This window comes from Streptococcus sp. KHUD_014 (assembly GCF_051106275.1).
Lineage (GTDB): Bacteria > Bacillota > Bacilli > Lactobacillales > Streptococcaceae > Streptococcus.
In genome coordinates this window covers 811,709-835,206 of sequence record NZ_CP193666.1, presented here as the reverse complement: position 1 = coordinate 835,206, position 23,498 = coordinate 811,709, and the positions used below count along the sequence as shown (strand labels likewise).

Here is a 23,498-nt window from a genome sequence, read left to right as displayed (position 1 = left end):
TGCTGCTCCTACCTTATTCTAAATTACAAATATAATAGCAAAAATTAATCTTTACATCATTAATTTCCCGTATTTGCAAAAAAATAACGCCTAATCCACATGAGATTAGACGCTGATAAAATGACTATTTTAAACTTATTTACGGGTTTGGAATCAAACTTTCAGCCATTCATCAATTCAAGGTTCTCTTATCCATATTTGGCAAAGAGAGTCGGAATTTAATGATGCAGAGTCGAATCACAAAACCAACAATAGAAACAATGATAAAGACAGTGATTCTTGGAAAGTGAAGGACAAAGGCCAACCAATAATAAATAACTCCAATTACGAAAGATAGAAGTGCATAGATGTCTTCTTTTAGAACACTTGGTACTTCATTGATCAGGAGGTCTCGGATGATACCCCCACCTGCTCCCGTTAAACAGGCCAAAATCCCAGCCGACATCAAGTTCAATTTACTATCAGCTAAAGCTGTGGCTCCGATTAGAGAGAAGATAATTAACCCAATCGAATCAAAGATAAGATAAGCTTCTCTCAGCCACTTATAGAATTTTTTTTCTTGACTAGCATTGGCTTGTTTTGAAGTTACAAAGACATACATGATAACCGCTACAAGGATAGAGACATAAATCGGGCTGGGATCAGCAAGAGAGGAAGGAAAACGACTGATAATAGAATCTCTCAAAATCCCTCCGCCTACTGCCGTTACAATTGCCAATAAACTAATTCCAAAAATATCTAATCGTTTACCAAATCCTTTGATAGCACCTGAAGCAGCAAAGGCTATAGTCCCAATATAATTACAGATCATTAGGAATAGATCGAAATCCATATAAGCTCCTCAATTTATTTTTGTAACCCTCCGACTTCTTGAAGGTCATTCTAAATACTTTAGCTTGAAATGTTGTATCGAAAACAAACTAAGCATCCATATTCTCTAAATCTTTTAGTTTAACAGAGACAATCTTAGAAACACCAGATTCTTGCATGGTTACCCCATAAATAGAGTCTGCTGCTGCCATAGTTCCCTTACGGTGAGTAACAACGATAAACTGGCTATCCTTGTCAAATCGGTTGAGATAATCCCCAAAGCGTTTAACATTTGCCTCATCAAGTGCAGCTTCTACTTCATCCAAGATAACAAATGGAATAGTCTTGACACGAATGATTGAGAAGAGCAAAGCTAGAGCTGACAAGGCCTTCTCTCCACCACTCATGAGGTTGAGAGATTGGATCTTCTTACCTGGCGGTTGAACAGAGATTTCAACACCCGCAGTCAATAGATCTCCCTCCGTCAAAATTAAGTCCGCTTGACCACCACCAAACATCTGCTTGAAGGTCACTTTGAAGGATTCACGAATAGCTTCGAATGTTGACTTAAAGCGTTCTTTCACTTCATCATTCATCTCTGTAATGGTTTCAAGAAGTAAGTTTTTAGCAGAAAGAATATCATCTCGCTGACTATTCAAGAATTCCAAGCGTTCGTGTACTTCGTCAAACTGTTCAATGGCATCCAAATTGACTGGACCAAGTGAACGGATAGATTTTTCCAAATCCTTGACCTTTTGTTCAGCGACAGCCAAGTCTTCCAATTGGTTGGATTGTTGCAAAGCTTCAGTATAACTAATCTGGTATTCTTCAGTCAGTTGACCTTGAAGATAGCGAAGGCGGTCCGTAATCTTCTCTTTGGTTGCTTCTGCACGTGTTTGCTTACGAATCCATTCTTCATTTTGCTGACGAGCTTGTTCTAAATGACTGGCTATATCATCCAACTGACCTTCGATATCATCCAGTTCAAACTGCTTACGAATGAGTCCTTGTTGAATTTCTTCCTTCTGACTCTTGGCTTCTCTTTCCTGCTTGGTCAAAAGTTCCGTGTCAACTTTTTCAAGATTGTCTACCTTTTCTTGCAAAAGACGTTCAATCTCTTCTTGCTCCATATCAAGGTATTCAAGCTCTTTGTTAATCCGTTCAATATCTGAAACTTCGTAACGTTTTCGCCCTATCATTTCTGTTTTATGGAGACGTTCTTGAGAAAGTTTTTCCTGCAAGTTTTGGTAGCGTTCCTGAATAGCATTTTTATTGGACTTGATTTCTTCAATTTCTGATTCAAGCTTTTGCTTTTCAGTTGCAATAAGTGCAAGACGTTCTTGGCATTTTTCTTTTTCAGCTTGCCAATCTCCACCTCTGAGATTGTTTAATTCTTTTTCCTGAAGTTCTAGAAGTGTTTCGAGTTCTTCGACTTGCTGGCAAGTTTGTTGATAAGCCAGATATAAGCCTTGCTCCTCTATTCGAGCTTGCTCTCCTTGAGACTTAATAGTCTCCAAAGTTTGAGCAAGGCTAGCTAAATTTTCTTGAAGTGATTTCAGATTTTCTTCTTCCTGACTAAGGAGCTTTTCTTCTTGAGCAATTTCTTTTTGTAACTGCTCCAATTCAGGCTTGATGAAAATACTGTTATTTTGACGATTGGCACCACCAGCATAGGAACCACCTGTTCGCAATTCTGTACCATCTAAGGTTACCATCCGAACTTGATAGCGTACCTTACGAGCCGCATCACGCGCATGCTCCACTGTATCAAAGATAGCTGTCGTAGCTAGCAAGTTTTTAAATATTGCTTCATGTTTGACATCAAAGGTAACCAGTTCATCTGCCATGCCAAGAAAACCTGGACTTGAGGCAATCACATCTTGGTTCTGACTAGAAATGCTACGAGCCTTAATCGTTGTTAAAGGTAGGAAGGTAGCACGACCTGATCGGTTTCGTTTAAGAAAATCGATAGCTTTAGTTGCTGCCTGTTCATCTTCAACGATGATATGTTGGCTACTTGCCCCGAGGGCAATTTCAAGAGCTGTTTGATAACGAACATCAAAAGTTAAATGTTCACTAACCGCTCCGACAATACCACCTAGGCGATGTTTTTCTTGTAAGACACTCTTAACACCAGCATAGAAATTACTATGGTTTTTGAGGATGTTTTCCAAACTTTGCGCCTTGGCCTGTTTGTTTTTCAAACTATCTAGGCGGTCAAAGAGTTGATTTTGCTGGCTTTGATAAACCAGCTTTTGTGCTTCTTCTTCTTTGGCACTGGTCTGATAGTCAGCAAGCAAGGTCTGTACTTTTTCTTTTGCTGATTTAAGAGCAGTTTCTTGCTCACTAGCCTTAGATTTAGCAGAAGCTAATTGTTCCTTCAAGGATGCTAATTGTTCTTCTTGCTTTTGAGTCTGTTGGCGACTATTTTCAAGGTCATTCTCAATCCGTGTCAACTGGTTAGAGACATCCGCTTCTTCCTGCAAGAAAGCAACAAAGCGCTCACGCAGTTGCTCAATCATCTGATCAGGATCATCAGAAAATGCTACTAACTCAGCTTCTAAACGATTGAGTTCCTTCGTATTGACTGCTAGATTTTCTTCTAACTGACTGAGATTTGCTTCTTTTTCTTCCTTCTCTTGAATAAGAACATTTCTCTTTTCGTCCAAACTAGCTAAACGAGCTTGAGCCTCTTGTTGATTGAGAGCAACCTGCTCTGTCTCCAGTTTAGACAAGGCCAATTTTCGTTCTAAATCACTGATTAGAGCAGTCAAATCCATCAAACTAGTTTGATCTTTAGCCATCTCTGCTTGTAAATCTTGTCTCTGCTTCTTGAGAGATTGATTTTCAAGTTCTAGTGACTCGCGTTTTTGATAATAACTAGTCAACAATTCTTGGACTTGGTTTAATTCTTCTTCTGTTACATCCAATTCAGCCTTATTGGCCTGAATTTGTGCAACCAGAACATCCAAGTAGATGCCTTTACGCTGACTGTCCAAGTCCATAAATTTACGAGCTGTTGCTGCTTGCTTCTCTAAGGGCTTGATTTGATTATCTAACTCATAGATGATGTCTTCCAAACGATCTAGATTGTCTTGGGTTTGTTGGAGTTTACTTTCAGTCTCTTTGCGACGAGTTTTATATTTTAAAACTCCGGCCGCTTCTTCAAAGATAGCGCGGCGTTCCTCAGGTTTGGAGTTAAAGATTTCTTCGACCTTCCCTTGGGAAATAATGGAGAAGGAATCACGTCCAAGTCCAGTATCCAAGAAAAGGTCATGAATATCACGAAGACGAACTTTTTTACCATCAATCTTGTATTCACTATCCCCAGTACGATAGATATGACGCTCCACCTTGATTTCCTGTCCTGCATCCTTGATAAAGCCATCTTGGTTATCCAAAGTAACAATAACAGAAGCGTAGTTTAGAGGCTTTCGACTTTCTGTTCCAGCAAAGATGACATCAGGCATCTTCCCGCCACGAAGACTCTTTACACTAGATTCACCAAGTGCCCAACGGAGGCTTTCAGTGATATTTGATTTCCCAGAGCCATTTGGTCCTACAACCGCCGTCACCCCTTGGTCAAAAAGAACCTTGGTCTTGTCAGCAAATGACTTAAATCCTTGGATCTCAATTTCCTTTAAATACATGAATCCAGCCCTTTCTCAACTGCATTTTTAGCGGCTTCCTGCTCTGCTAATTTTTTGGAGCGTCCTTGACCGGAACCTAAACTTTGCCCCTCAACAAGGACTTCAACCTCAAACATTTTATCATGGGCTGGCCCAATCTCTGAAATCACCTGATAACGAATATCGACATCACCATTGACTTGAAGTAATTCTTGGAGGTGAGTCTTATAATCCTTGATCATCTCAAAATCGCCAGCTTCAACCTTAGGAATCATGACTTGGTAGATAAAGGTTTTTACAGTCTTTATATCCTTGTCTAAAAGGAGCGCACCCAAAAAGGCTTCAAAAGCATCGCCCAAGATCGTGTCTCGGTTACGACCACCAGACTTTTCCTCCCCCTTACCAAGCTTGATAAACTGGTCAAACTGACAATCACGGGCAAAACCAGCCAAACTCTCCTCACGGACAATCATAGCACGGAGTTTTGACAAGTCTCCTTCTGGTTTTTTAGGGTATTTTTTAAACAGATATTCTGAAATTAATAATTGCAGAACAGCGTCTCCTAAAAATTCCAAGCGTTCGTTGTGTGAAATTTTTAAGAGGCGGTGCTCATTGGCATAACTGGTATGGGTAAAAGCTGTTTCAAGTAAGCTTTTATCTGTAAAAACAAGTTTAAAATGGTCTTGTAACACTGATTCTAATTCTTTCATAACTACCTCTTTCTAAATCATTATAATCCTATCCATTATATCAAAAAAAGGCTTCATAGTCAGAAAAGAACAGTGAAAAGCTTATTTTCTAACTTCTAGCTAAAATCAGCCCCCAGCTAGCGGATTGGGCTTTTTTTTGGTATAATAAATCTTATGGAAATTGAAAAAACCAATCGAATGAATGCTCTGTTTGAATTTTATGCAGCCCTTTTGACCGATAAGCAGATGAACTATATCGAGCTCTACTATGCAGACGACTATAGTTTAGCTGAAATTGCGGAAGAATTTGGCGTCAGTCGCCAGGCTGTTTATGATAATATCAAACGAACTGAAAAGATTCTGGAAGACTATGAGATGAAACTCCATATGTACTCTGATTACATTGTTCGCGGTCAGATTTTTGACCAGATTTTGGAGCGTTATCCAGAGGATGCTTTTCTGCAAGAGCAAATTGAGATTTTGACCAGTATTGATAATAGGGAGTAATCATGGAAAATCTTGTTGTCTATAAAGGAATACCTTGCAAACTGTTAGCTGCAGAGGAACCATTTCCTACAAGACTACAACAGATTATCTCGCCCAATGATATCTCCAAAGCTATACAAATAGGTTTTAGCTGTTGGGGATATCCAAATGAAATCATGAAAGAAGTCACAACCGAAGAACTAGAGAGTTTGCAGCATTTCGGACGATTTCCACTGAATTGAAAAAATAGGAGAAAATAATGGCATTTGAAAATTTAACAGAACGTTTGCAGAACGTCTTTAAAAACCTACGTAAAAAAGGAAAAATTACAGAGAGCGATATCCAAGAAGCAACCAAGGAAATTCGTCTAGCTCTTTTAGAAGCCGACGTTGCTCTTCCTGTGGTTAAGGATTTTATCAAGAAAGTTCGTGAACGTTCAATCGGGCATGAAGTCATTGATACCCTCAATCCAGCCCAACAAATTATCAAGATTGTCAATGAAGAATTGACGGAAGTCCTTGGTTCAGACACAGCTGAGATTGTCAAGTCACCAAAAATCCCAACCATTATCATGATGGTCGGTTTGCAGGGGGCTGGTAAAACAACTTTTGCAGGTAAACTTGCTAACAAACTTAAAAAGGAAGAGGATGCTCGTCCTTTGATGATTGCAGCCGACATCTATCGTCCTGCTGCTATCGACCAATTGAAAACACTGGGACAACAGATTGATGTTCCCGTATTTGCTCTTGGTACTGAAGTTCCTGCAGTTGAGATTGTTCGCCAAGGTTTGGAGCAAGCCAAAGCTAACCATAACGACTATGTTTTGATCGATACGGCAGGTCGTTTGCAAATCGACGAACTTCTCATGAATGAGCTTCGTGACGTTAAAGCACTTGCTCAACCAAATGAAATTCTTCTTGTCATCGATGCTATGATCGGTCAAGAAGCTGCAAACGTTGCGCGTGAATTTAACGCTCAATTAGAAGTCACTGGTGTCATCCTTACAAAGATTGACGGTGATACTCGTGGTGGTGCTGCCCTTTCTGTTCGTCACATCACTGGAAAACCAATCAAGTTCACGGGTACTGGTGAAAAGATTACCGATATCGAAACCTTCCACCCAGACCGTATGGCTAGCCGTATTCTCGGTATGGGGGATATGCTGACTCTGATTGAGAAAGCTTCCCAAGAATACGATGAGCAAAAAGCCCTTGAAATGGCTGAAAAGATGCGAGAAAACACCTTTGATTTCAACGATTTCATCGATCAGTTGGATCAGGTACAAAATATGGGACCAATGGAAGATTTGCTCAAGATGATTCCAGGTATGGCCAACAATCCTGCCCTTCAAAATATGAAGGTGGATGAAAAACAAATTGCTCGCAAACGTGCCATCGTCTCTTCTATGACTCCTGAAGAACGTGAAAACCCAGACTTACTTACTCCAAGTCGCCGTCGTCGTATCGCTGCCGGTTCTGGTAATACCTTTATCGAAGTCAACAAGTTCATCAAGGACTTCAACCAAGCTAAACAACTCATGCAAGGTGTCATGTCTGGTGACATGAACAAGATGATGAAACAGATGGGCATCAACCCTAACAACCTTCCTAAAAATATACCTGGTGGTATGGATATGTCAGCCCTTGAAGGTATGATGGGACAAGGTGGTATGCCTGACTTGTCATCTCTTGGAGGAGCAGGAATGCCTGATATGAGCCAGATGTTCGGTGGAGGTCTCAAGGGTAAAATCGGTGAATTTGCTATGAAGCAATCCATGAAACGCATGGCCAATAAAATGAAAAAAGCTAAGAAAAAACGCAAATAAAAAGGAGAGTGGGACAGAAATCGGTAATTCGTTAGAATTCGATTTCGTCGTCCCACCTCCGCAAAGTTGAGTAGGGCTGTAAAAGCTGATAAAATCAGCGTAGTAGAGCCCACTCAACCACTGCGTCTTGATCGACAATCCAAAGATAATTGAGAGGCTGGGACAAAAGTCCTAGCCTCTTTTTTAGTTATTTCGAAGTTTTTCCAAAGTCTCTTTAAAGATATCTGGGATATCAGCAGTAAATTCCATAGTTTCACCTGTTCTTGGATGGGTAAATCCAAGAGTCTTGGCATGGAGAAATTGTCCATGTCCCTTTAGGGTTTTACGAGGTCCATAAACCTCATCACCAGCTACAGGATGGCCGATATAAGCCATGTGCACACGGATTTGATGAGTTCGTCCTGTTTCCAGTTGCAACTCTAATAAAGAATAGTCACCGAAACGTTCCAAAACTTGGAAACGTGTCACTGCTGGTTTCCCTTTAGCAGTCACAGCTTGTTTCTTACGGTCTTTTTCACTACGACCAATCGGTGCCTCAATGACTCCACGGTCGTTGGGAAGATTCCCATGAACGATGGCCCAATATTTCCGAAGAGACTTTTTGTCCTTCAATTCTTGAGCCAAGGCTAAATGGGCATCATCGTTTTTAGCAATCATCAAGAGTCCAGATGTATCCTTATCAATACGATGGACAATCCCTGGACGCAACACACCGTTGATTCCAGAGAGATCCTTGATATGATACATAAGGGCATTAACCAAGGTACCACTGGTATGACCAGCACTTGGATGAACAACCATTCCTTGAGGTTTATTGACTACTGCTACATCCTCATCTTGATAAATGATTTCTAGAGGAATATCTTCAGCTACGTACTCCAAAACCTCTGGTTCTGGCACCTGATAAGTAACGACATCCCCCTCTTGGACCGTATACTTGGCTTTCTTGACCTGACCATTGACCAAGACTTGGCCTGATTTGATTTGTTCATTGGCGAGACTACGAGACAATTCTGTCAAATCTGACAAAGCCTTATCTAAGCGTAGTCCACCTGTTTCAATTTTAATTTCCATTCATTTCCTCTTTTAGCATTGCAAGCAATAACACAACGACCCCTACTGTCAGATAACTATCAGCCACATTGAAAATGGCAAAATTGATAAAGTCTAAGTGAAACATATCCACGACAAATCCTTGGCTAATGCGATCGATAAAGTTTCCAAGACCACCTGCAATGATTAATGTCAAGCCCAAGACCATCCAGAATGAGTCCTCCATGTGTTTATGGAGATACCAAATGGCACCTACCACGACGACCAGGGTAATGACAGCGAATAACAACTGCTGATCTTGTAAGATAGAAAAGGCTGCCCCTCGATTTTGCAGATAGGTCAAACTGACCAGATTTGGGATCCATGATTTAATTTCACCTAGAGCAATATTCTGAACAACATAAGATTTTACCAATTGATCTAACACTATTAAGATTGCTATGACTCCTGCTACTAATCCTCTTTTTTTCATGCTTTCCTCTTCTGATCAAAATACTCTTGCATAACTTCTACAAATAAGGTTCCCGCTGGGCTCAAGTCTACTTCTTCACGTTTCACATAAACCATGCGATTATTGAGATTATCATTTAGTGGAATAACGGTGATCCCGTTCACACTATTGCTATCTAAGAATCCAGATCCAGTCGCATAAGCATTTGTTCTTTCAAGAATCCCATTTAAGGTAGCGCGGTCAGTTACGTTGAACATTTGAGAGCTAGCACTTGTATCCACAAAGTTTTCTGAGTAATAGAGATATTCATCCTTTTCTTGTGTAAATCGAACAGTCGGTAAATCTACTAAATCATCCATGATCAGTTCTTTTTTCTTGGCTAAAGGATGGTCTTCACGCAGATAGATGTGGGTTTGAAAAGGAATTAACTCAATTACCTCGAGGCCTAATTTTTCAATCCTTTGCATAACGCCTTTTTGGTTTTGATTGTTGAGATAGATAATCCCAATTTCACTGTGTCCTTGGGCTACTTCATCCAAAATCTGAACAGTTGTAGATTCAAAAATACGAAAGTTCTTATAGTCTGGGTACCGTTGAGAAAAAGTTGTGATAGTCGGAGGCAAGAAATCATAGTGCTGGCTGGCTATTGAAAATTCGTCCTTTTCTTCTTCAGGATTGGCATACTGGTTCTGGAAAATATCAAATCCTTTAACCAACTCTTGGGCCTTTTCATAAAATTCCATTCCACGACGAGTAAGAAAGGTACCCGAACTAGTTCTGCGGAAAATCTTGAACCCTAGCTCTTTCTCCAAGTCTCTGACAGAAATAGATAGACTGGGTTGGCTAACGTACATTTTCTCAGCCGCTTCACGAAAAGTACCACTATTTGCAATAGCAACAACGTAGCGTAATTGTTGAATATTCATGACTTCTCCTTCGATTTCTATCTTATCATTATACCATAAATCAAGCCTATCCAACAAAGGAAAATCATGAGTCACAGATATCTTAGCAAAGTAAACAAAAAACACCTTTAAAGCTAGACCCAAAATCCAACTAAAAAGGGGTGTTATCAAATTCGATTATTTAGCTGCTGCGTACAATTCATCTACTTTGTTCCAGTTGATCACTGAGAAGAAAGCTTTAATGTAGTCAGGACGTACGTTGCGGTATTTCACATAGTAAGCATGTTCCCAAACGTCCAAGCCCAAGATTGGTTTTTTACCTTCTGAGATTGGTGTGTCTTGGTTTGCTGTTGAAGTCACTTCAAGTTTACCTTCTTTGTTGACAACCAACCATGCCCATCCTGAACCGAAACGAGTTGTTGCTGCTGCAGTGAAGGCTGCTTGGAATTCTTCAAATGAACCAAATGTTTCATCGATTGCTGCTGCAAGTTCTGCTGATGGAGCTGTTTTCTCAGGAGTCATCAATTCCCAGAAAAGAGCGTGGTTCAAGTGTCCACCACCGTTGTTAATAAGTGCTTGACGGATATCAGCTGGGATAGATTCAACATCTGCAAGCAAAGCTTCAAGGTCTTCACCGATTTCAGGGTGTTTTTCAAGAGCTGCATTAGCATTATTTACATATGCTTGGTGGTGTTTGTCATGGTGCAAATGCATTGTTTCAGCATCGATGTATGGTTCCAAAGCGTCGTAAGCATATGGAAGATCTGGTAAGATAATAGCCATCTGTAATACCTCTTTTTCTTTCTATATAAAAATGATAACGTAAACATCTCGTTTTTTCAAGTTATTTGCTCAATTTGACTGACTTGCAATCTGTAATAAGGCCTTCTCAAACAGGTAGCTTTTTTCATAAACTCCTGTCTTAATTTGATAGTCTGTTTGGATCAGATAACGAATAGAATCTTGCAAGAAACTCAAGGATAAGCCTCGTGTATCTCGAAGGGCAAACTTGATTTGGTAGGGATTAGGATTGCGACCCAGATAATGCCCTAAACTGCTAACCATCTGGGACTCCGTCTGACCTGACTCTGCCAAAATCTTGACTTGTGTATAGAGTCTAAACTGCCCCAGCATAATGGCAATCAGTTTGATCTCGTCTTCACCCTGCAAGGTCAAATCTTTTACCAAATCTCGCGCCTGATCAATCTTTTTTGCGAGGATAAGCTGGGTCAAATCAAAGATATTATCCTGCAAGGTTTTAGGGATAGCTTGAACAATATCCTCTTCAGTGATGTTACTGTCAGCCTTGTATGACTGCAAAAAGAGAAGATTTTTTTGGATTTCGCTAAATTGAAAACCTGACTTGATGAGTAAATGTTCAAAAGATTTCTCAGCGAAAGTAAGCCCTTGTTTTTGACTCCACTTTTGAAAATATGCTCGTAATTCCTGCTCTTTTAGCTCAATCGCTTCAAAAACTTTGGCATCCCTCTTCAAAAGCTTGACCAACCGTCTCTTACTGTCTAACTTACCTTTTACGAAAATCACTAATTTGCTAGTAGGAGATGGATTTTCCAAGTATTCTTCAAAAGACTTGAGTTCATCATCAGTTAGATAGCGTTTTTTTGCCGTAGTTATATCCACAAAATGATCTAGAATGACAATCTTTTCATCTGCAAAGAAAGGAAGACTAAGGAGTTCCAGCTCAATATCCTTGTAGGTCGCTTCTTTCATGTCAAAGTGAGCAAAATTCAAATCAGCTGGATCATAGCCTATTTGTTTTAATACTTGACTCTTCATGACTTCAAATTGCCCTAAATCATCCCCAGTAAATACCGTTAAGGCTGGTAAGTTCTCCAAGGTCAAGCCTTGACTCTCTTCAATGGCTAGCATCTTCTCTCCTTTCTATTCGATAAATTCATTTTTCTAATCAATATAATTCAATTTTCCGCGGAAATCCTCTAGGCTTTCATAACCTTTTTCCGCCATGATTTCTTTGAGTTCCTTGGTAATACGCTCAAAAGCACCTACACCTTCTTTGTGCAGGGTAGTTCCTACCTGCACCATGCTAGCACCACATAGGATATGTTCAAAGGCATCACGTCCTGTTAATACTCCACCAGTTCCGATGATTTGGATTTGTGGATCTAGGCGTTGATAAAAGGCATGGACATTAGCAAGGGCAGTTGGTTTGATGTATTCTCCACCAATCCCACCAAAACCATTTTTAGGACGAATCACGACAGACTCATCTTCGATATAAAGACCATTTCCAATGGAGTTAACACAGTTGACAAACTTGAGTGGGTATTTGTTAAAGATCGCTGCAGCCTGGTCAAAATGTACAATATCAAAATAAGGTGGAAGCTTGATTCCTAAAGGTTTTGTGAAATATTCGAAGACTTCTGACAGGATACGATCGGTTGTTTCAAAATCATAGGAAATCTGAGGTTTACCTGGAACATTTGGGCATGAAAGATTAAGCTCAGTCAGACCACGGAAATCACTTTCTTGAACCTTTTTCAAGATGGTATGAGTTTCCTCTGGAGACATTCCCACTAAAGAGAGAAAGAAAGTACGGTTAGGTTCTTTTTCCTGTAATTCTAGAAGATAATCAAGGTAATAATCTAAACCATTATTTGGGAGCCCCATTGAGTTTATAGAACCAAGTGGAACATCTTGATAGCGTGGTTCAGGATTCCCCTGACGAAACTCCAAGGTTGCTGTCTTGGTGACAAAGGTTCCTGCTGCTGAGTTTTTAACTCCTTCCAACTCCTCTATGGTCATGCAAGCTACACCAGCCGCATTCATCAAGCAATTGTCAAACTCAAAACCAGCAATCTGCGTTTTTGTTGATACCATGATTCTGATCCTCCAGATTCCTTTTCTTTCTATTATTATACCATATTTTATTTTTTTCTATTTAATAAAGTAATAATTCTGATAAATGTTCGTTTTTTGCTAAGTTTAAGTATACATACTAAAAAATTGAATGAATCTTTTGACAATTCAACGTTTTTTTCTTTACACTGGAAAAAAATTCTGCTATAATGTCTCACGTAATAAAATATGACAATAAAGGAGAATGACATGACAACTGCTAAAGAATATATCCAAAGCGTTTTTGAAACTGTAAAAGCTCGTAATGGGCACGAGGCTGAATTTCTCCAGGCGGTTGAAGAATTCTTCAGTACCTTGGAACCTGTATTTGAAAAACATCCTGAATATATCGAAGAAAATATCCTAGCTCGTATCACTGAGCCTGAGCGTGTGATTTCTTTCCGTGTTCCTTGGGTTGACCGTCATGGAAAAGTTCAAGTTAACCGTGGTTACCGTGTTCAATTTAACTCAGCTGTTGGACCATATAAAGGGGGACTTCGTTTCCACCCAACTGTAAACCAAGGGATTTTGAAATTCCTCGGATTTGAACAAATCTTTAAAAACGTTTTGACAGGGCTTCCTATCGGTGGTGGTAAAGGTGGATCAGACTTTGATCCTAAAGGTAAAACTGACATTGAAGTCATGAATTTCTGCCAAAGCTTTATGACAGAATTGCAAAAATATATCGGCCCTTCACTTGACGTTCCTGCTGGAGATATTGGTGTTGGTGGACGTGAGATTGGTTACCTCTATGGTCAATACAAACGCCTCAATCAGTTTGATGCAGGTGTCTTGACTGGTAAACCTCTTCCATTTGGTGGTAGCTTGATTCGTCCAGAAGCAACTGGCTACGGTTTGGTTTACTACACTGAAGAAATGCTTAAAGCTAACGGAAACAGTTTTGCAGGTAAGAAAGTGGTTATTTCTGGTTCTGGTAACGTTGCTCAGTTTGCCCTTCAAAAAGCAACTGAACTTGGTGCAACTGTTATCTCTGTATCTGACTCAAACGGTTACGTTATCGATGAAAATGGTATCGACTTTGACCTTTTGGCAGATGTGAAGAACAAACGCCGTGCTCGTTTGACTGAGTATGCAGCTAAAAAATCTACTGCTACCTACTACGAAGGTTCTGTATGGACTTACGCTGGTAACTATGATATTGCCCTTCCATGTGCAACTCAAAATGAAATCAACGGTGAAGCTGCGAAACGCTTGGTTGCTCAAGGCGTTATCTGTGTATCTGAAGGTGCCAACATGCCTAGTGACCTTGATGCTATCAAAGTCTACAAAGAAAATGGCCTTCTTTATGGACCTGCTAAAGCTGCCAATGCTGGTGGTGTAGCTGTATCTGCCCTTGAAATGAGCCAAAACAGTCTTCGCCTTTCATGGACACGTGAAGAAGTTGATGGACGTTTGAAAGATATCATGACTAACATCTTCAACACAGCTAAAACAACTGCAGAAACTTACGGACTAGATAAAGACTACCTAGCAGGTGCAAATATAGCAGCCTTTGAAAATGTAGCAAACGCTATGATTGCCCAAGGTATTGTTTAATTCTAAAAATGAACTCCTCACAATTCGTGGGGAGTTTTTCTGTATGTTTGTCAACTGTAGTGGGTTGAAGAAAAGCTAAGCTCGAGAAAGGACACATTCCGTCCTTTCTTTTTTGATGTTCAGAACGATAAAAATCCGTTTTTTGAAGTTTTCAAAGTTCTTAAAACCAAAGGCATTTCGTTTGATGAGTTTAATGAGATTATTAGTCGCTTCCGATTTGGCGTTAGAATAGGGTAATTGAAGAGCGTTGACAATCTTCTCTTTATCCTTGAGAAAGGTTTTAAAGACAGTCTGAAAAAGAGGAAGAGCCTCCTTTAGATTGTCCTCAATGAGTCCGAAAAATTTTTCCGGTTCCTTATTCTGAAAGTGAAAAAGCAAGAGTTGATAGAGATGATAGTGGTGTTTCAAGTCTTCTGAATAGCTCAAAAGCTTGTCTAGAATCTCTTTATTGGTTAAGTGCATGCGAAAAGTAGGACGATAAAAACGTTTATCGCTAAGTTTCCGACTATCTTGTTGGATGAGCTTCCAGTAGCGCTTGATAGCCTTGTATTCATGAGACTTTCGATCCAATTGATTCATGATTTGGACACGCACACGACTCATAGCACGGCTTAGATGTTGGAGTAAAACAGTCCAGTGGACTGTTTTAGCCTGAGTTTAGAAATATAGTAACGAAGGGTGAAAGCAATCAAGAACGATTTTAGCACACGGAAAAAGCTGCTTAGCTAAGTCATAGTAGGGGCTAAACATATCCATAGTAATGATTTTCACCTGACAACGAACGACTCTATCGTAGCGAAGAAAGTGATTTCGGATGACAGCTTGTGTTCTGCCTTCAAGAACAGTGATAATATTAAGATTATCAAAATCTTGCGCAATGAAACTCATCTTTCCCTTTGTAAAGGAGTACTCATCCCAGGACATAATCTTAGGAAGACGAGAAAAATCAAGCTTAAAACGGAAGTCATTGAGCTTACGAATGACAGTTGAAGTTGAAATGCCAAGCTGATGAGCAATATCTGTCATAGAAGTCTTTTCAATCAACTTTTGCGCAATCTTTTGGTTGATGATACGAGGGATTTGGTGATTCTTCTTGTCTCAGCCACCATCATTTTTGAGCACTGATAGCACTTGAATCGACGCTTTTTCAAGAGAATTCTAGTAGGCATACCAGTCGTCTCAAGGTAAGGAATTTTAGAAGGTTTTTGAAAGTCATATTTCTTCATTTGACTTCCGCAATTAGGACAATGTGGAGCCTCATAATCGAGATTAGCGATGATTTCCTTGTGTGTATCCATATTGATGATATCTACAATCTTGATGTTTGGGTCTTTGATATCGAGTAGTTTTGTGATAAAATGTAATTGTTCCATATGAATCTTTCTAATGATGGTTTGGTTGCTTTTCATTATAGATCTTATGGGACTTTTTTTCTACACAAAAATAGGCTCCATAAGATCCATGAGGGATTTACCCACTACAAATATTATAGAGCCGTTTTTCTGATGCAAAAAATACCTACCCAAATGGATAGGTATTTTTTGATTATAATTTACCTGCTACGGCATCCAACAATTCTTGGATCTTAGCTTGGTTGCTTCCTCCTGCCATGGCCATGTCTGGTTTACCACCACCACGTCCATCAACGATTGGAGCCAATTCTTTGATCAGGTTTCCTGCATGCACATCTTTAGTCTTGCTGGCTACAAGAAGGTTGACCTTGTCACCGATTGCTGCGACAAGAACAAGCACATCTGAGTAGTCTTTTTGTTTCCAGTTATCCGCAAAGGTACGAAGAGCACCTGCATCTGAAACAGAAACTTGGCTCGCAATGTAACGGTGGCCATTTGCTTCTTGAACATTCTTGAAGACATCGCCTGCTGTCGCTGCTGCTGCTTTTTCCTTCAATTCTGCATTTTCTTTTTGTAATTGACGGAGTTGCTCTTGAAGACCTTCAACCTTGTGAGGTACTTCCTTGAGTTGAGGTGCTTTAAGAGTTGCTGCGACTGCTTTCAGTGCATCTTCTTGTTCACGGTAGGCTTCGAAGGCTTCCTTACCAGTCACTGCCAAGATACGACGAGTTCCTGATCCGATCCCTTCTTCTTTGACAATCTTGAAGAGACCGATTTCAGAAGTGTTACCTACGTGAGTACCACCACAAAGCTCTACTGAGTAGTCACCGATAGTGACAACGCGAACTTCCTTACCGTATTTCTCACCAAAGAGGGCCATAGCTCCCATTTCTTTGGCTGTGTCAATGTCTGTCTCAACAGTCTTGACCGCAATAGCTTCCCAGATTTTTTCATTGACTTGCTGTTCAATAGCACGCAATTCTTCTGGAGTTACGGCTTGGAAATGGGTGAAGTCAAAGCGAAGAAATTCTACTTCGTTGAGTGAACCTGCTTGAGTAGCATGGTGGCCAAGGATATTGTGAAGAGCCGCATGGAGCAAGTGAGTTGCTGTGTGGTTCTTCATGACACGGTGACGACGATTGCTATCGATGGCCAAAGTGTATTCTTGGTTCAAAGCAAGAGGAGCAAGAACTTCAACGGTGTGCAATGCTTGTCCATTCGGTGCTTTTTGAACATCTGTCACAGTCGCTACTACGTTTCCTGCAGCATCCAAGATTTGACCGTGGTCCGCAACTTGTCCACCCATTTCAGCGTAGAATGGTGTTTCTGCAAAGATAAGAGATGCAGTTCCTTCTGCTACAGCTTCTACCTCTGCATTATCCGCTACGATAGCCACCAATTTAGAAGGCAATTGGCTAGCATTGTAGTTGAAGACACTCTCTACAGTGATGTTTTGAAGGGTTTCATTTTGCATACCCATAGATCCGCCTTTAACAGCTGACGCACGCGCACGCTCTTGTTGTTCTTTCATAGCTGATTCAAAACCTTCACGATCTACGGTCATTCCAGCTTCTTCAGCGATTTCTTCTGTCAATTCCACTGGGAATCCATAAGTATCGTAGAGTTTGAAGACATCTTGTCCAGCGATAACTGTTTGGCCTTTTTCTTTCAAGTCTGCTACGATACCTTGGGCAAAGTGCTGACCTGAGTGAAGGGTACGGGCAAATGACTCTTCCTCGCTCTTCACAATTTTTTCAATAAAGTCACGTTTTTCAAGAACTTCTGGGTAGTAGCTTTCCATGATCTTACCAACGGTTGGAACCAGTTTGTAAAGGAAAGGCTCATTGATACCCAATTTTTGACCATGCATAGAGGCACGACGGAGCAAACGACGAAGGACATAACCACGACCTTCATTTCCTGGAAGGGCACCATCACCGATGGCAAATGAAAGAGAACGGATGTGGTCAGCGATGACCTTGAAGCTCATGTTGTCTCCATCTTGGTCGTAGACCTTACCAGACAATTTCTCCACTTCGCGAATGATAGGCATAAATAGGTCTGTTTCAAAGTTGGTCTTAGCACCTTGGATAACAGCTACCAAACGCTCCAAACCAGCACCCGTATCAATGTTCTTGTGTGGCAATTCCTTGTACTCGCTACGAGGTACAGCAGGATCAGCGTTAAATTGTGACAAGACGATGTTCCAGATTTCGATATAACGATCGTTTTCGATATCTTCTGCGAGAAGGCGAATACCAATATTTTCTGGGTCAAAGGCTTCCCCACGGTCAAAGAAGATTTCTGTATCTGGTCCAGAAGGTCCAGCACCAATTTCCCAGAAGTTGTCTTCGATTGGAATCAAGTGACTTGGATCCACGCCCACTTCAATCCAGCGGTTGTAAGAATCTGTATCAGCTGGGTAGTAGGTCATGTAGAGTTTTTCTTTGGGGAAGTCAAACCATTCAGGACTTGTCAAAAGTTCATAAGCCCAAGTAATGGCTTCGTCACGGAAGTAATCCCCAATTGAGAAGTTTCCCAACATTTCAAACATGGTATGGTGACGAGCAGTCTTCCCTACGTTTTCGATATCATTGGTACGGATGGCTTTTTGCGCATTGGTAATCCGTGGGTTTTCAGGGATAATAGTTCCATCAAAGTATTTCTTGAGGGTAGCAACTCCTGAATTGATCCACAAAAGTGTTGGGTCGTTTACTGGAACCAAGCTAACGGATGGTTCTACTGAGTGGCCTTTTGTAGCCCAGAAATCAAGCCACATTTGGCGGACTTGTGCACTAGATAATTGTTTCATATGTATCTCCTTTTTACTAATTTGATTGGCTTTCTAGCATTTCCACATAGTCGATAGCGACACAGAGGGAAATGACTAGGTCAGCATAAGATTCGTCGTAGACGGTTACAGTATAGGTAGAGGTTAAATGGAAAAGTTCCTTGGTAATCTCAGCAATCACTTGATTGCGGTCGTCCAGCAATTTAAAATTCAAATCCCAGACATTTCCTTCGATACGAAGACCGAGATTGTCAAACTCATATTTATCCTTCCAGAACGTCAACTTCTTCCGAATATAAAAATGATCGCCGTTACTCAGTTGAATTTCAAAACGAGGTAGGAAAGTTAAGACTTCCTTACTAATCTCACTGACCTGTTCACCAGCAACATCATAGATGGTAAAGGTTTTAGGAATCTTAAAAAATGAACCTTCAACCTGATAGGCGACATTGCCCATTTCATCCTTGATATCAAAACGTTCACCACCTAGGCGAAATTTTTGTTTGACATGAAATGTTCTCATAAACACCTCCAAAAATAAAAGACAAATCCATATCACGAAGGGCGAAAAACCGCGGTACCACCTTCATTCAATGAACTTGTCATTCTTGATTCTTATGCAATTGTTAGATTGAGTAGCATGATTTTCTATCTTAGATGGCTCGCAGCACCGCCAATTCTCTGAACTAAGATGGAGAGAAAATCAATTCTCAACACTCCTATTATACTGTTTTTTTGAGTTTGAGTCAACTGGAAATGATCCTCATTTAAATAACCAACTCCCTATATCTCTGATTACTTTTTCAAGATATATTTTTTCTTACTGCTATCACTCTTTTTATCCCAACTTTTATTCCAAAGTTTCGAATTGCTAAAGATTGCTACGAAAATATTTGCAAATATAAAGAATCCTATCACCAAATGTATGGAATCAGTTGTTAGGTATTGCCGATCCAAGCCATCCTTTAGATGGAATAGTATAATTGTTTGGTCAACAATCAAAAAGGTTGGCCAGTAACTTTTTTTGAAAAAAGTAGACATTTTCATGATTTGTTACCGCTTTCTATTATTATAAACTTAGTATACTACTAGGCTATAAAATAAGCAAATAGGATAGTAAAAATAAACAGCTATACAACTATTCAAAAAACGAACCAGCTGTTACTGATTCGTTTCGTTACTATCACTACTTCCGATACATCTTGAATTGTAGGAAGAGGTCGCTATATTTTCCTGTCCATTTATGATCAAATTTCTCATAAACTTCTAGATGTTTCATAGTATCTGCATCTGGATAGAAGGACTTGTCCTCTTTTGTCTCTTCAGGGAGCATTTCCTTAGCAGCATTATTTGGTGTTGAATAACCGACATACTCTGCGTTCTTAAGAGCATTGTCAGGTTTCAACATAAAGTTTATGAAGGCATAGGCAGCATCCTGGTTCTTGACAGTCTTAGGAATGACCATATTGTCAAACCAGAGGTTGCTAGCTTCCGAAGGAACTACATAGCGGAGATTCTCATTTTTCTCTAGCATCTGACTAGCTTCGCCTGAGAAGGTCACACCGATGGCAGCATTATTCTGAATCATGTATCCCTTCATCTCATCGGCAACGATGGCCTTGATATTCGGTGTTAGCTTGTAGAGTTTATCTACTGTCTCTTCTAATTGTTGAGGATCCTTTGAGTTAAGACTGTAACCTAGAGAGTTAAGACCTAGTCCAAGTACCTCACGCGCCCCATCAAAGAGCATGATGGAGTTCTTATACTCTGGCTTCCAGAGGTCATCCCAATGTTCAGGTGCTTCTTCCACCATGGTTTCATTGTAGACAATTCCCAAAGTTCCCCAGAAGTATGGAATAGAGTACTCATTGTTTGGGTCAAAGGACTGGTTGAGAAATTCAGAACCGATATTTTCAATTCCCTCAATTTTACTATAATCTAGCGGAACCAAGAGGTCTTCGTCCTTCATTTTGTTGATCATGTATTCACTTGGGATGGCAATATCATAGGTTGTCCCACCCTGCTTGATTTTCGTATACATGGCTTCATTGGAGTCAAAGGTCTCATACTGGACTTGGATTCCTGTTTCTTCTGTAAATTTCTCCAGAAGTTCAGGGTCGATATAGTCTCCCCAGTTGTAGATAACCAATTTTTGACTATCACGGCTATTGATTTTACTGTCAATATGGTAGGAAATTCCCCACAAAACAAGGATAATCGCTAAAATTCCTGCTAAAAATGAATAGAGTCGTTTCATGCTTGCTCCTCCTTCTCACGTGAAATGAAGTAATATCCGACAACTAGGATAATACTAAAGAGAAAGACCAAGGCTGAAAGAGCATTGATTTCTAGGGAAATTCCCTTACGAGCTCGAGAGTAGATCTCAACTGACAAGGTTGAAAAACCACTCCCCGTTACAAAGAAGGTCACAGCAAAGTCATCTAGTGAATAGGTGAAAGCCATAAAGTAACCTGCGATGATAGACGGCGTTAGGTAAGGAAGCATGATTTCCTTAAACATCTGGAACTGGCTAGCTCCAAGGTCATAGGCCGCATGAATCATATCTCCATTCATCTCTTTCAATCGAGGCAAAACCATGAGCACTACGATTGGAATCGAGAAGGCCACGTGACTGGACAAAACTGTCAGAAAACCAAGTGAAAACTTGAGTTGAGTAAAGAGAATCAAGAAGCTGGCACCAATCATAACATCTGGCGCAACCATTAAAATATTATTGAGCGATAAAAAGGCTTCTTGGTATTTTTTGCGTGATTGGTAGATATAGATAGCACCGAAAGTCCCAATAACAGTCGCAATCAAGGCTGATAGAAAGGCTAAGAAAAAGGTCTGAACCAAGATCAGCATGAGTCTTCCATCACCAAACATGGTTTCAAAGTGAGTCCAGCTAAAGCCTGTAAAGCTATTCATATCATCCCCAGCATTGAAGGCATAACCAATCAAGTAAAAGATTGGCAGATAGAGGACGATAAAGACAAAGGCTAGGTAAAGATTCGATAATTTTTTCATCGTTCTCTCCTTTCCTTAGTCACCCACATAGTGATAAACATGGTCAGGATAAGAACAACACCGATAGTTGAACCCATACCATAGTTGTCATTGGTCAGGAAGTTCTGCTCGATGGCAGTCCCCAAGGTAATCACTCGGTTCCCACCAATCAAACGGGTCAACATGAAGAGGCTCAAACTTGGGATAAAGACAGATTGGACACCACTTCGTACTCCGTTCATTGACAGAGGGAAGATGACATGACGGAAGGTTTCCCACTTGGTTGCACCGAGGTCATAGCTGGCATTGATGAGATTGTTATCCATATCATCCAAAACATTGAAGATGGGTAAAATCATAAATGGAAGCTCGATGTAGCTTGCGACAAAGATAAATGAGAAATCGGTAAATAGCAACTGCTGAGAACCAATTCCGATAAATTCTAGGAATTGGTTGATAGAACCATTTTGACCAAAAATACCGATAAAGGCATAGGCCTTAAGGAGAAGGTTGATCCAGGTTGGCAGGATAATCAACATAAGCCAGAGTTGACGGTGTTTGAGACGAGTCAAAAAGAGGGCTGTTGGATAACTGATAAGAAGCGTCACTAAAGTCACAATCCCTGCATAGAGGACAGAGTTGAGACTCATTTTAAGATAGGTCATATTTTGGGACGCAAAGTAAGATTTATAGTTTTCTAAACTGAACTGGCCTTCAATGTTGAAAAAGGATTGCCCAAAAATCAAGACCAAAGGTGCCAAAACAAAGAGGGCAATCCAAAGCATGTAGGGCACTACAAAGAGTTTAGAGGTTGTTTTCTTCATCTCTTTCCTCCTCGATAGCGTTAATCAAACCTGCTTCTTGCTCTTCGATTTCTACGTATTCCTCGATACGAGCATCGAACTCTTCTTCTGTTTCATTAAGACGCATGATGTGGATGTCTTCTGGTTCAAAGTCCAGACCGATTTCCTCACCCACGATGGCCTTACGAGTGGAGTGAATCATCCATTCATTGCCAAGTTCATCATAGGCGATAATCTCATAGTGAACTCCACGGAAGAGCTGAGTATCGACCTTAACTTGAAGCTTGCCTTCTTCTGGAAGGGTGATTTGTAAATCCTCAGGACGAATCACGACTTCGACTGGTTCATTTGGCTTCATCCCACCATCGACCGCTTCAAATCGTTTGCCATTGAACTCGACCAAGTAGTCCTCAATCATAGTTCCAGGCAAGATATTTGATTCACCGATGAAGGTTGCAACAAAGTGGTTGATAGGCTCATCGTAGATGTCAACTGGTGTACCAGACTGAACAATCTCACCGTCATTCATGACAAAAATCCAGTCACTCATGGCCAGGGCTTCTTCCTGATCGTGAGTAACAAAGACAAAGGTAATGCCCAAGCGTTGTTGCAGTTCACGCAGTTCGTACTGCATGTCTGTTCGCAACTTCAAGTCCAAGGCTGACAAAGGTTCATCCAACAAGACCACACGAGGTTGATTGATAATCGCACGCGCAATAGCCACACGCTGGCGTTGTCCTCCAGATAGTCTACGGATAGAACGTTTTTCATAGCCTTCAAGTTGTACCATCTTGAGAACTTCTAAGACACGTTTTTCGATTTCTTTTTTATCGACCTTACGCAATCGCAATGGAAAAGCAACATTTTCAAACACATTCATATGTGGGAACAAGGCGTAAGATTGGAAGACCGTGTGAACATCGCGCTTATTGGTCGGGATGTCATTGATACGGACACCGTCTAGCAAAATATCACCAGTCGTTGCATCCAGCAAACCTGCAATGATATTGAGGATGGTTGATTTCCCAGATCCTGAGGCTCCAAGAAGTGTATAGAACTTCCCTTCTTCCAACTCAAAATTAATATCTTTGAGAACCTTAGTGTTGCTATCTTCAAAAACTTTAGAAACGTTTTTGAATTCGATAATTGGTTTTTTCAATTGGCATAAATTCCTTCTTTTTCATAGATTAACAGATCAGGGCTCTGTCAGGCCGCCACTACCTCTTGCAAGGAGTTAGGCCTCCTGCATGCATCTTCGCTACCG

At 40.5% G+C, this 23,498-nt stretch carries 20 protein-coding genes and 1 pseudogene; 4 read left to right on the top strand and 17 right to left on the bottom strand.

Going from position 1 to position 23,498, the window contains the following annotated elements; genetic code table 11:
- Positions 1 to 172: 172 nt before the first annotated feature.
- The 3 genes from ACORHT_RS04020 to rnc form a co-directional block, all read right to left on the bottom strand.
- Positions 173 to 832 carry a trimeric intracellular cation channel family protein gene (locus tag ACORHT_RS04020; protein ID WP_434350691.1) on the bottom strand — a complete coding sequence of 220 codons (660 nt, stop codon included), beginning with the start codon at positions 830 to 832 and terminating at the stop codon, positions 173 to 175.
- 88 nt (positions 833 to 920) lie between these two features.
- Positions 921 to 4,460 (bottom strand): chromosome segregation protein SMC, encoded by a 3,540-nt coding sequence (gene smc, locus ACORHT_RS04015; RefSeq protein WP_434350690.1) that lies wholly within the window; start codon positions 4,458 to 4,460, stop codon positions 921 to 923.
- On the bottom strand, positions 4,451 to 5,149 hold the full coding sequence (gene rnc, locus ACORHT_RS04010; protein ID WP_434350689.1) for a ribonuclease III: 699 nt from the start codon (positions 5,147 to 5,149) through the stop codon (positions 4,451 to 4,453). The genes smc and rnc overlap by 10 nt, the downstream gene beginning before the upstream one ends.
- Before the next feature lie 153 nt (positions 5,150 to 5,302).
- On the opposite strand from rnc, the gene ACORHT_RS04005 reads away from it, so the two are divergent.
- The 3 genes from ACORHT_RS04005 to ffh are packed head-to-tail and all read left to right on the top strand — an operon-like array spanning position 5,303 to position 7,439.
- Entirely contained in the window at positions 5,303 to 5,635 is a 333-nt protein-coding gene (locus ACORHT_RS04005) for a putative DNA-binding protein (RefSeq protein WP_281335007.1), read from the top strand.
- A gap of 2 nt (positions 5,636 to 5,637) precedes the next feature.
- Positions 5,638 to 5,856: a 2-oxoglutarate:acceptor oxidoreductase gene (locus ACORHT_RS04000; protein ID WP_434350688.1), complete on the top strand. Its 219-nt coding sequence runs from the start codon at positions 5,638 to 5,640 to the stop codon at positions 5,854 to 5,856.
- Positions 5,857 to 5,873: 17 nt separating this feature from the next.
- Positions 5,874 to 7,439 (top strand): signal recognition particle protein, encoded by a 1,566-nt coding sequence (gene ffh / locus ACORHT_RS03995; protein WP_434350687.1) that lies wholly within the window; start codon positions 5,874 to 5,876, stop codon positions 7,437 to 7,439.
- Positions 7,440 to 7,622: 183 nt separating this feature from the next.
- On the opposite strand, the gene ACORHT_RS03990 is transcribed toward ffh, so the two are convergent.
- The 6 genes from ACORHT_RS03990 to ACORHT_RS03965 all read right to left on the bottom strand — a co-directional run bounded on the left by ACORHT_RS03990 (position 7,623) and on the right by ACORHT_RS03965 (position 12,707).
- The gene (locus ACORHT_RS03990; protein ID WP_434350686.1) at positions 7,623 to 8,513 is read right to left on the bottom strand and encodes an RluA family pseudouridine synthase; all 891 of its coding nucleotides are present in this window, start codon (positions 8,511 to 8,513) and stop codon (positions 7,623 to 7,625) included.
- Complete coding sequence (lspA, locus tag ACORHT_RS03985; RefSeq protein ID WP_434350685.1) at positions 8,503 to 8,964, bottom strand: signal peptidase II; 462 nt, start codon at positions 8,962 to 8,964, stop codon at positions 8,503 to 8,505. The genes ACORHT_RS03990 and lspA overlap by 11 nt, the downstream gene beginning before the upstream one ends.
- Entirely contained in the window at positions 8,961 to 9,869 is a 909-nt protein-coding gene (locus ACORHT_RS03980) for a LysR family transcriptional regulator (RefSeq protein WP_434350684.1), read from the bottom strand. The genes lspA and ACORHT_RS03980 overlap by 4 nt, the downstream gene beginning before the upstream one ends.
- A gap of 156 nt (positions 9,870 to 10,025) precedes the next feature.
- Entirely contained in the window at positions 10,026 to 10,631 is a 606-nt protein-coding gene (sodA, locus tag ACORHT_RS03975) for a superoxide dismutase SodA (protein WP_281335011.1), read from the bottom strand.
- A 69-nt stretch (positions 10,632 to 10,700) separates the two neighbouring features.
- On the bottom strand, positions 10,701 to 11,738 hold the full coding sequence (gene holA / locus ACORHT_RS03970) for a DNA polymerase III subunit delta (RefSeq protein ID WP_434350683.1): 1,038 nt from the start codon (positions 11,736 to 11,738) through the stop codon (positions 10,701 to 10,703).
- A gap of 33 nt (positions 11,739 to 11,771) precedes the next feature.
- A complete protein-coding gene (locus tag ACORHT_RS03965) occupies positions 11,772 to 12,707 on the bottom strand; it encodes a dihydroorotate oxidase (protein ID WP_434350682.1) in 936 nt (311 codons plus the stop codon).
- Positions 12,708 to 12,935: 228 nt separating this feature from the next.
- Here ACORHT_RS03965 and gdhA point away from each other — a divergent pair, with 228 nt between their 5' ends.
- Positions 12,936 to 14,282 (top strand): NADP-specific glutamate dehydrogenase, encoded by a 1,347-nt coding sequence (gdhA, locus tag ACORHT_RS03960; RefSeq protein ID WP_434350681.1) that lies wholly within the window; start codon positions 12,936 to 12,938, stop codon positions 14,280 to 14,282.
- A gap of 75 nt (positions 14,283 to 14,357) precedes the next feature.
- Here the strand turns inward: gdhA and ACORHT_RS03955 are convergent.
- From ACORHT_RS03955 to ACORHT_RS03920, 8 genes and pseudogenes are all read right to left on the bottom strand, one after another.
- A pseudogene (locus ACORHT_RS03955) lies at positions 14,358 to 15,655 on the bottom strand (ISL3 family transposase).
- A 172-nt stretch (positions 15,656 to 15,827) separates the two neighbouring features.
- The gene (gene alaS / locus ACORHT_RS03950; RefSeq protein WP_434350680.1) at positions 15,828 to 18,446 is read right to left on the bottom strand and encodes an alanine--tRNA ligase; all 2,619 of its coding nucleotides are present in this window, start codon (positions 18,444 to 18,446) and stop codon (positions 15,828 to 15,830) included.
- A 16-nt stretch (positions 18,447 to 18,462) separates the two neighbouring features.
- Positions 18,463 to 18,948, bottom strand: coding sequence for an LURP-one-related/scramblase family protein (locus ACORHT_RS03945; protein ID WP_434350679.1), 486 nt, complete (start codon positions 18,946 to 18,948; stop codon positions 18,463 to 18,465).
- Positions 18,949 to 19,220: 272 nt separating this feature from the next.
- Entirely contained in the window at positions 19,221 to 19,472 is a 252-nt protein-coding gene (locus ACORHT_RS03940; RefSeq protein ID WP_434350678.1) for a hypothetical protein, read from the bottom strand.
- Between the two features lie 139 nt (positions 19,473 to 19,611).
- Positions 19,612 to 20,682: an ABC transporter substrate-binding protein gene (locus tag ACORHT_RS03935; protein WP_434350677.1), complete on the bottom strand. Its 1,071-nt coding sequence runs from the start codon at positions 20,680 to 20,682 to the stop codon at positions 19,612 to 19,614.
- Positions 20,679 to 21,452, bottom strand: coding sequence for an ABC transporter permease (locus tag ACORHT_RS03930; protein WP_434350676.1), 774 nt, complete (start codon positions 21,450 to 21,452; stop codon positions 20,679 to 20,681). The genes ACORHT_RS03935 and ACORHT_RS03930 overlap by 4 nt, the downstream gene beginning before the upstream one ends.
- Positions 21,449 to 22,255, bottom strand: a complete 807-nt coding sequence (locus ACORHT_RS03925; protein ID WP_434350675.1) for an ABC transporter permease — start codon at positions 22,253 to 22,255, stop codon at positions 21,449 to 21,451. Before ACORHT_RS03925 ends, ACORHT_RS03930 begins: the two co-directional genes overlap by 4 nt.
- Positions 22,236 to 23,393, bottom strand: coding sequence for an ABC transporter ATP-binding protein (locus ACORHT_RS03920; RefSeq protein ID WP_434350674.1), 1,158 nt, complete (start codon positions 23,391 to 23,393; stop codon positions 22,236 to 22,238). Before ACORHT_RS03920 ends, ACORHT_RS03925 begins: the two co-directional genes overlap by 20 nt.
- Between the last annotated feature and the right edge of the window lie 105 nt (positions 23,394 to 23,498).

Bases quoted from the DNA above. Each gene is read 5' to 3' on its own strand.
- ACORHT_RS03990 (WP_434350686.1), bottom strand. From the start codon at position 8,513: ATGGAAATTAAAATTGAAACAGGTGGACTACGCTTAGATAAGGCTTTG.
- ACORHT_RS04005 (WP_281335007.1), top strand. From the start codon at position 5,303: ATGGAAATTGAAAAAACCAATCGAATGAATGCTCTGTTTGAATTTTAT.
- ACORHT_RS04020 (WP_434350691.1), bottom strand. From the start codon at position 832: ATGGATTTCGATCTATTCCTAATGATCTGTAATTATATTGGGACTATA.
- holA (WP_434350683.1), bottom strand. From the start codon at position 11,738: ATGCTAGCCATTGAAGAGAGTCAAGGCTTGACCTTGGAGAACTTACCA.
- ACORHT_RS03980 (WP_434350684.1), bottom strand. From the start codon at position 9,869: ATGAATATTCAACAATTACGCTACGTTGTTGCTATTGCAAATAGTGGT.
- ACORHT_RS03935 (WP_434350677.1), bottom strand. From the start codon at position 20,682: ATGAAACGACTCTATTCATTTTTAGCAGGAATTTTAGCGATTATCCTT.
- ffh (WP_434350687.1), top strand. From the start codon at position 5,874: ATGGCATTTGAAAATTTAACAGAACGTTTGCAGAACGTCTTTAAAAAC.
- smc (WP_434350690.1), bottom strand. From the start codon at position 4,460: ATGTATTTAAAGGAAATTGAGATCCAAGGATTTAAGTCATTTGCTGAC.
- ACORHT_RS03930 (WP_434350676.1), bottom strand. From the start codon at position 21,452: ATGAAAAAATTATCGAATCTTTACCTAGCCTTTGTCTTTATCGTCCTC.
- ACORHT_RS03965 (WP_434350682.1), bottom strand. From the start codon at position 12,707: ATGGTATCAACAAAAACGCAGATTGCTGGTTTTGAGTTTGACAATTGC.
- ACORHT_RS03940 (WP_434350678.1), bottom strand. From the start codon at position 19,472: ATGAAAATGTCTACTTTTTTCAAAAAAAGTTACTGGCCAACCTTTTTG.
- rnc (WP_434350689.1), bottom strand. From the start codon at position 5,149: ATGAAAGAATTAGAATCAGTGTTACAAGACCATTTTAAACTTGTTTTT.
- ACORHT_RS03945 (WP_434350679.1), bottom strand. From the start codon at position 18,948: ATGAGAACATTTCATGTCAAACAAAAATTTCGCCTAGGTGGTGAACGT.
- alaS (WP_434350680.1), bottom strand. From the start codon at position 18,446: ATGAAACAATTATCTAGTGCACAAGTCCGCCAAATGTGGCTTGATTTC.
- lspA (WP_434350685.1), bottom strand. From the start codon at position 8,964: ATGAAAAAAAGAGGATTAGTAGCAGGAGTCATAGCAATCTTAATAGTG.
- ACORHT_RS03925 (WP_434350675.1), bottom strand. From the start codon at position 22,255: ATGAAGAAAACAACCTCTAAACTCTTTGTAGTGCCCTACATGCTTTGG.
- gdhA (WP_434350681.1), top strand. From the start codon at position 12,936: ATGACAACTGCTAAAGAATATATCCAAAGCGTTTTTGAAACTGTAAAA.
- sodA (WP_281335011.1), bottom strand. From the start codon at position 10,631: ATGGCTATTATCTTACCAGATCTTCCATATGCTTACGACGCTTTGGAA.
- ACORHT_RS04000 (WP_434350688.1), top strand. From the start codon at position 5,638: ATGGAAAATCTTGTTGTCTATAAAGGAATACCTTGCAAACTGTTAGCT.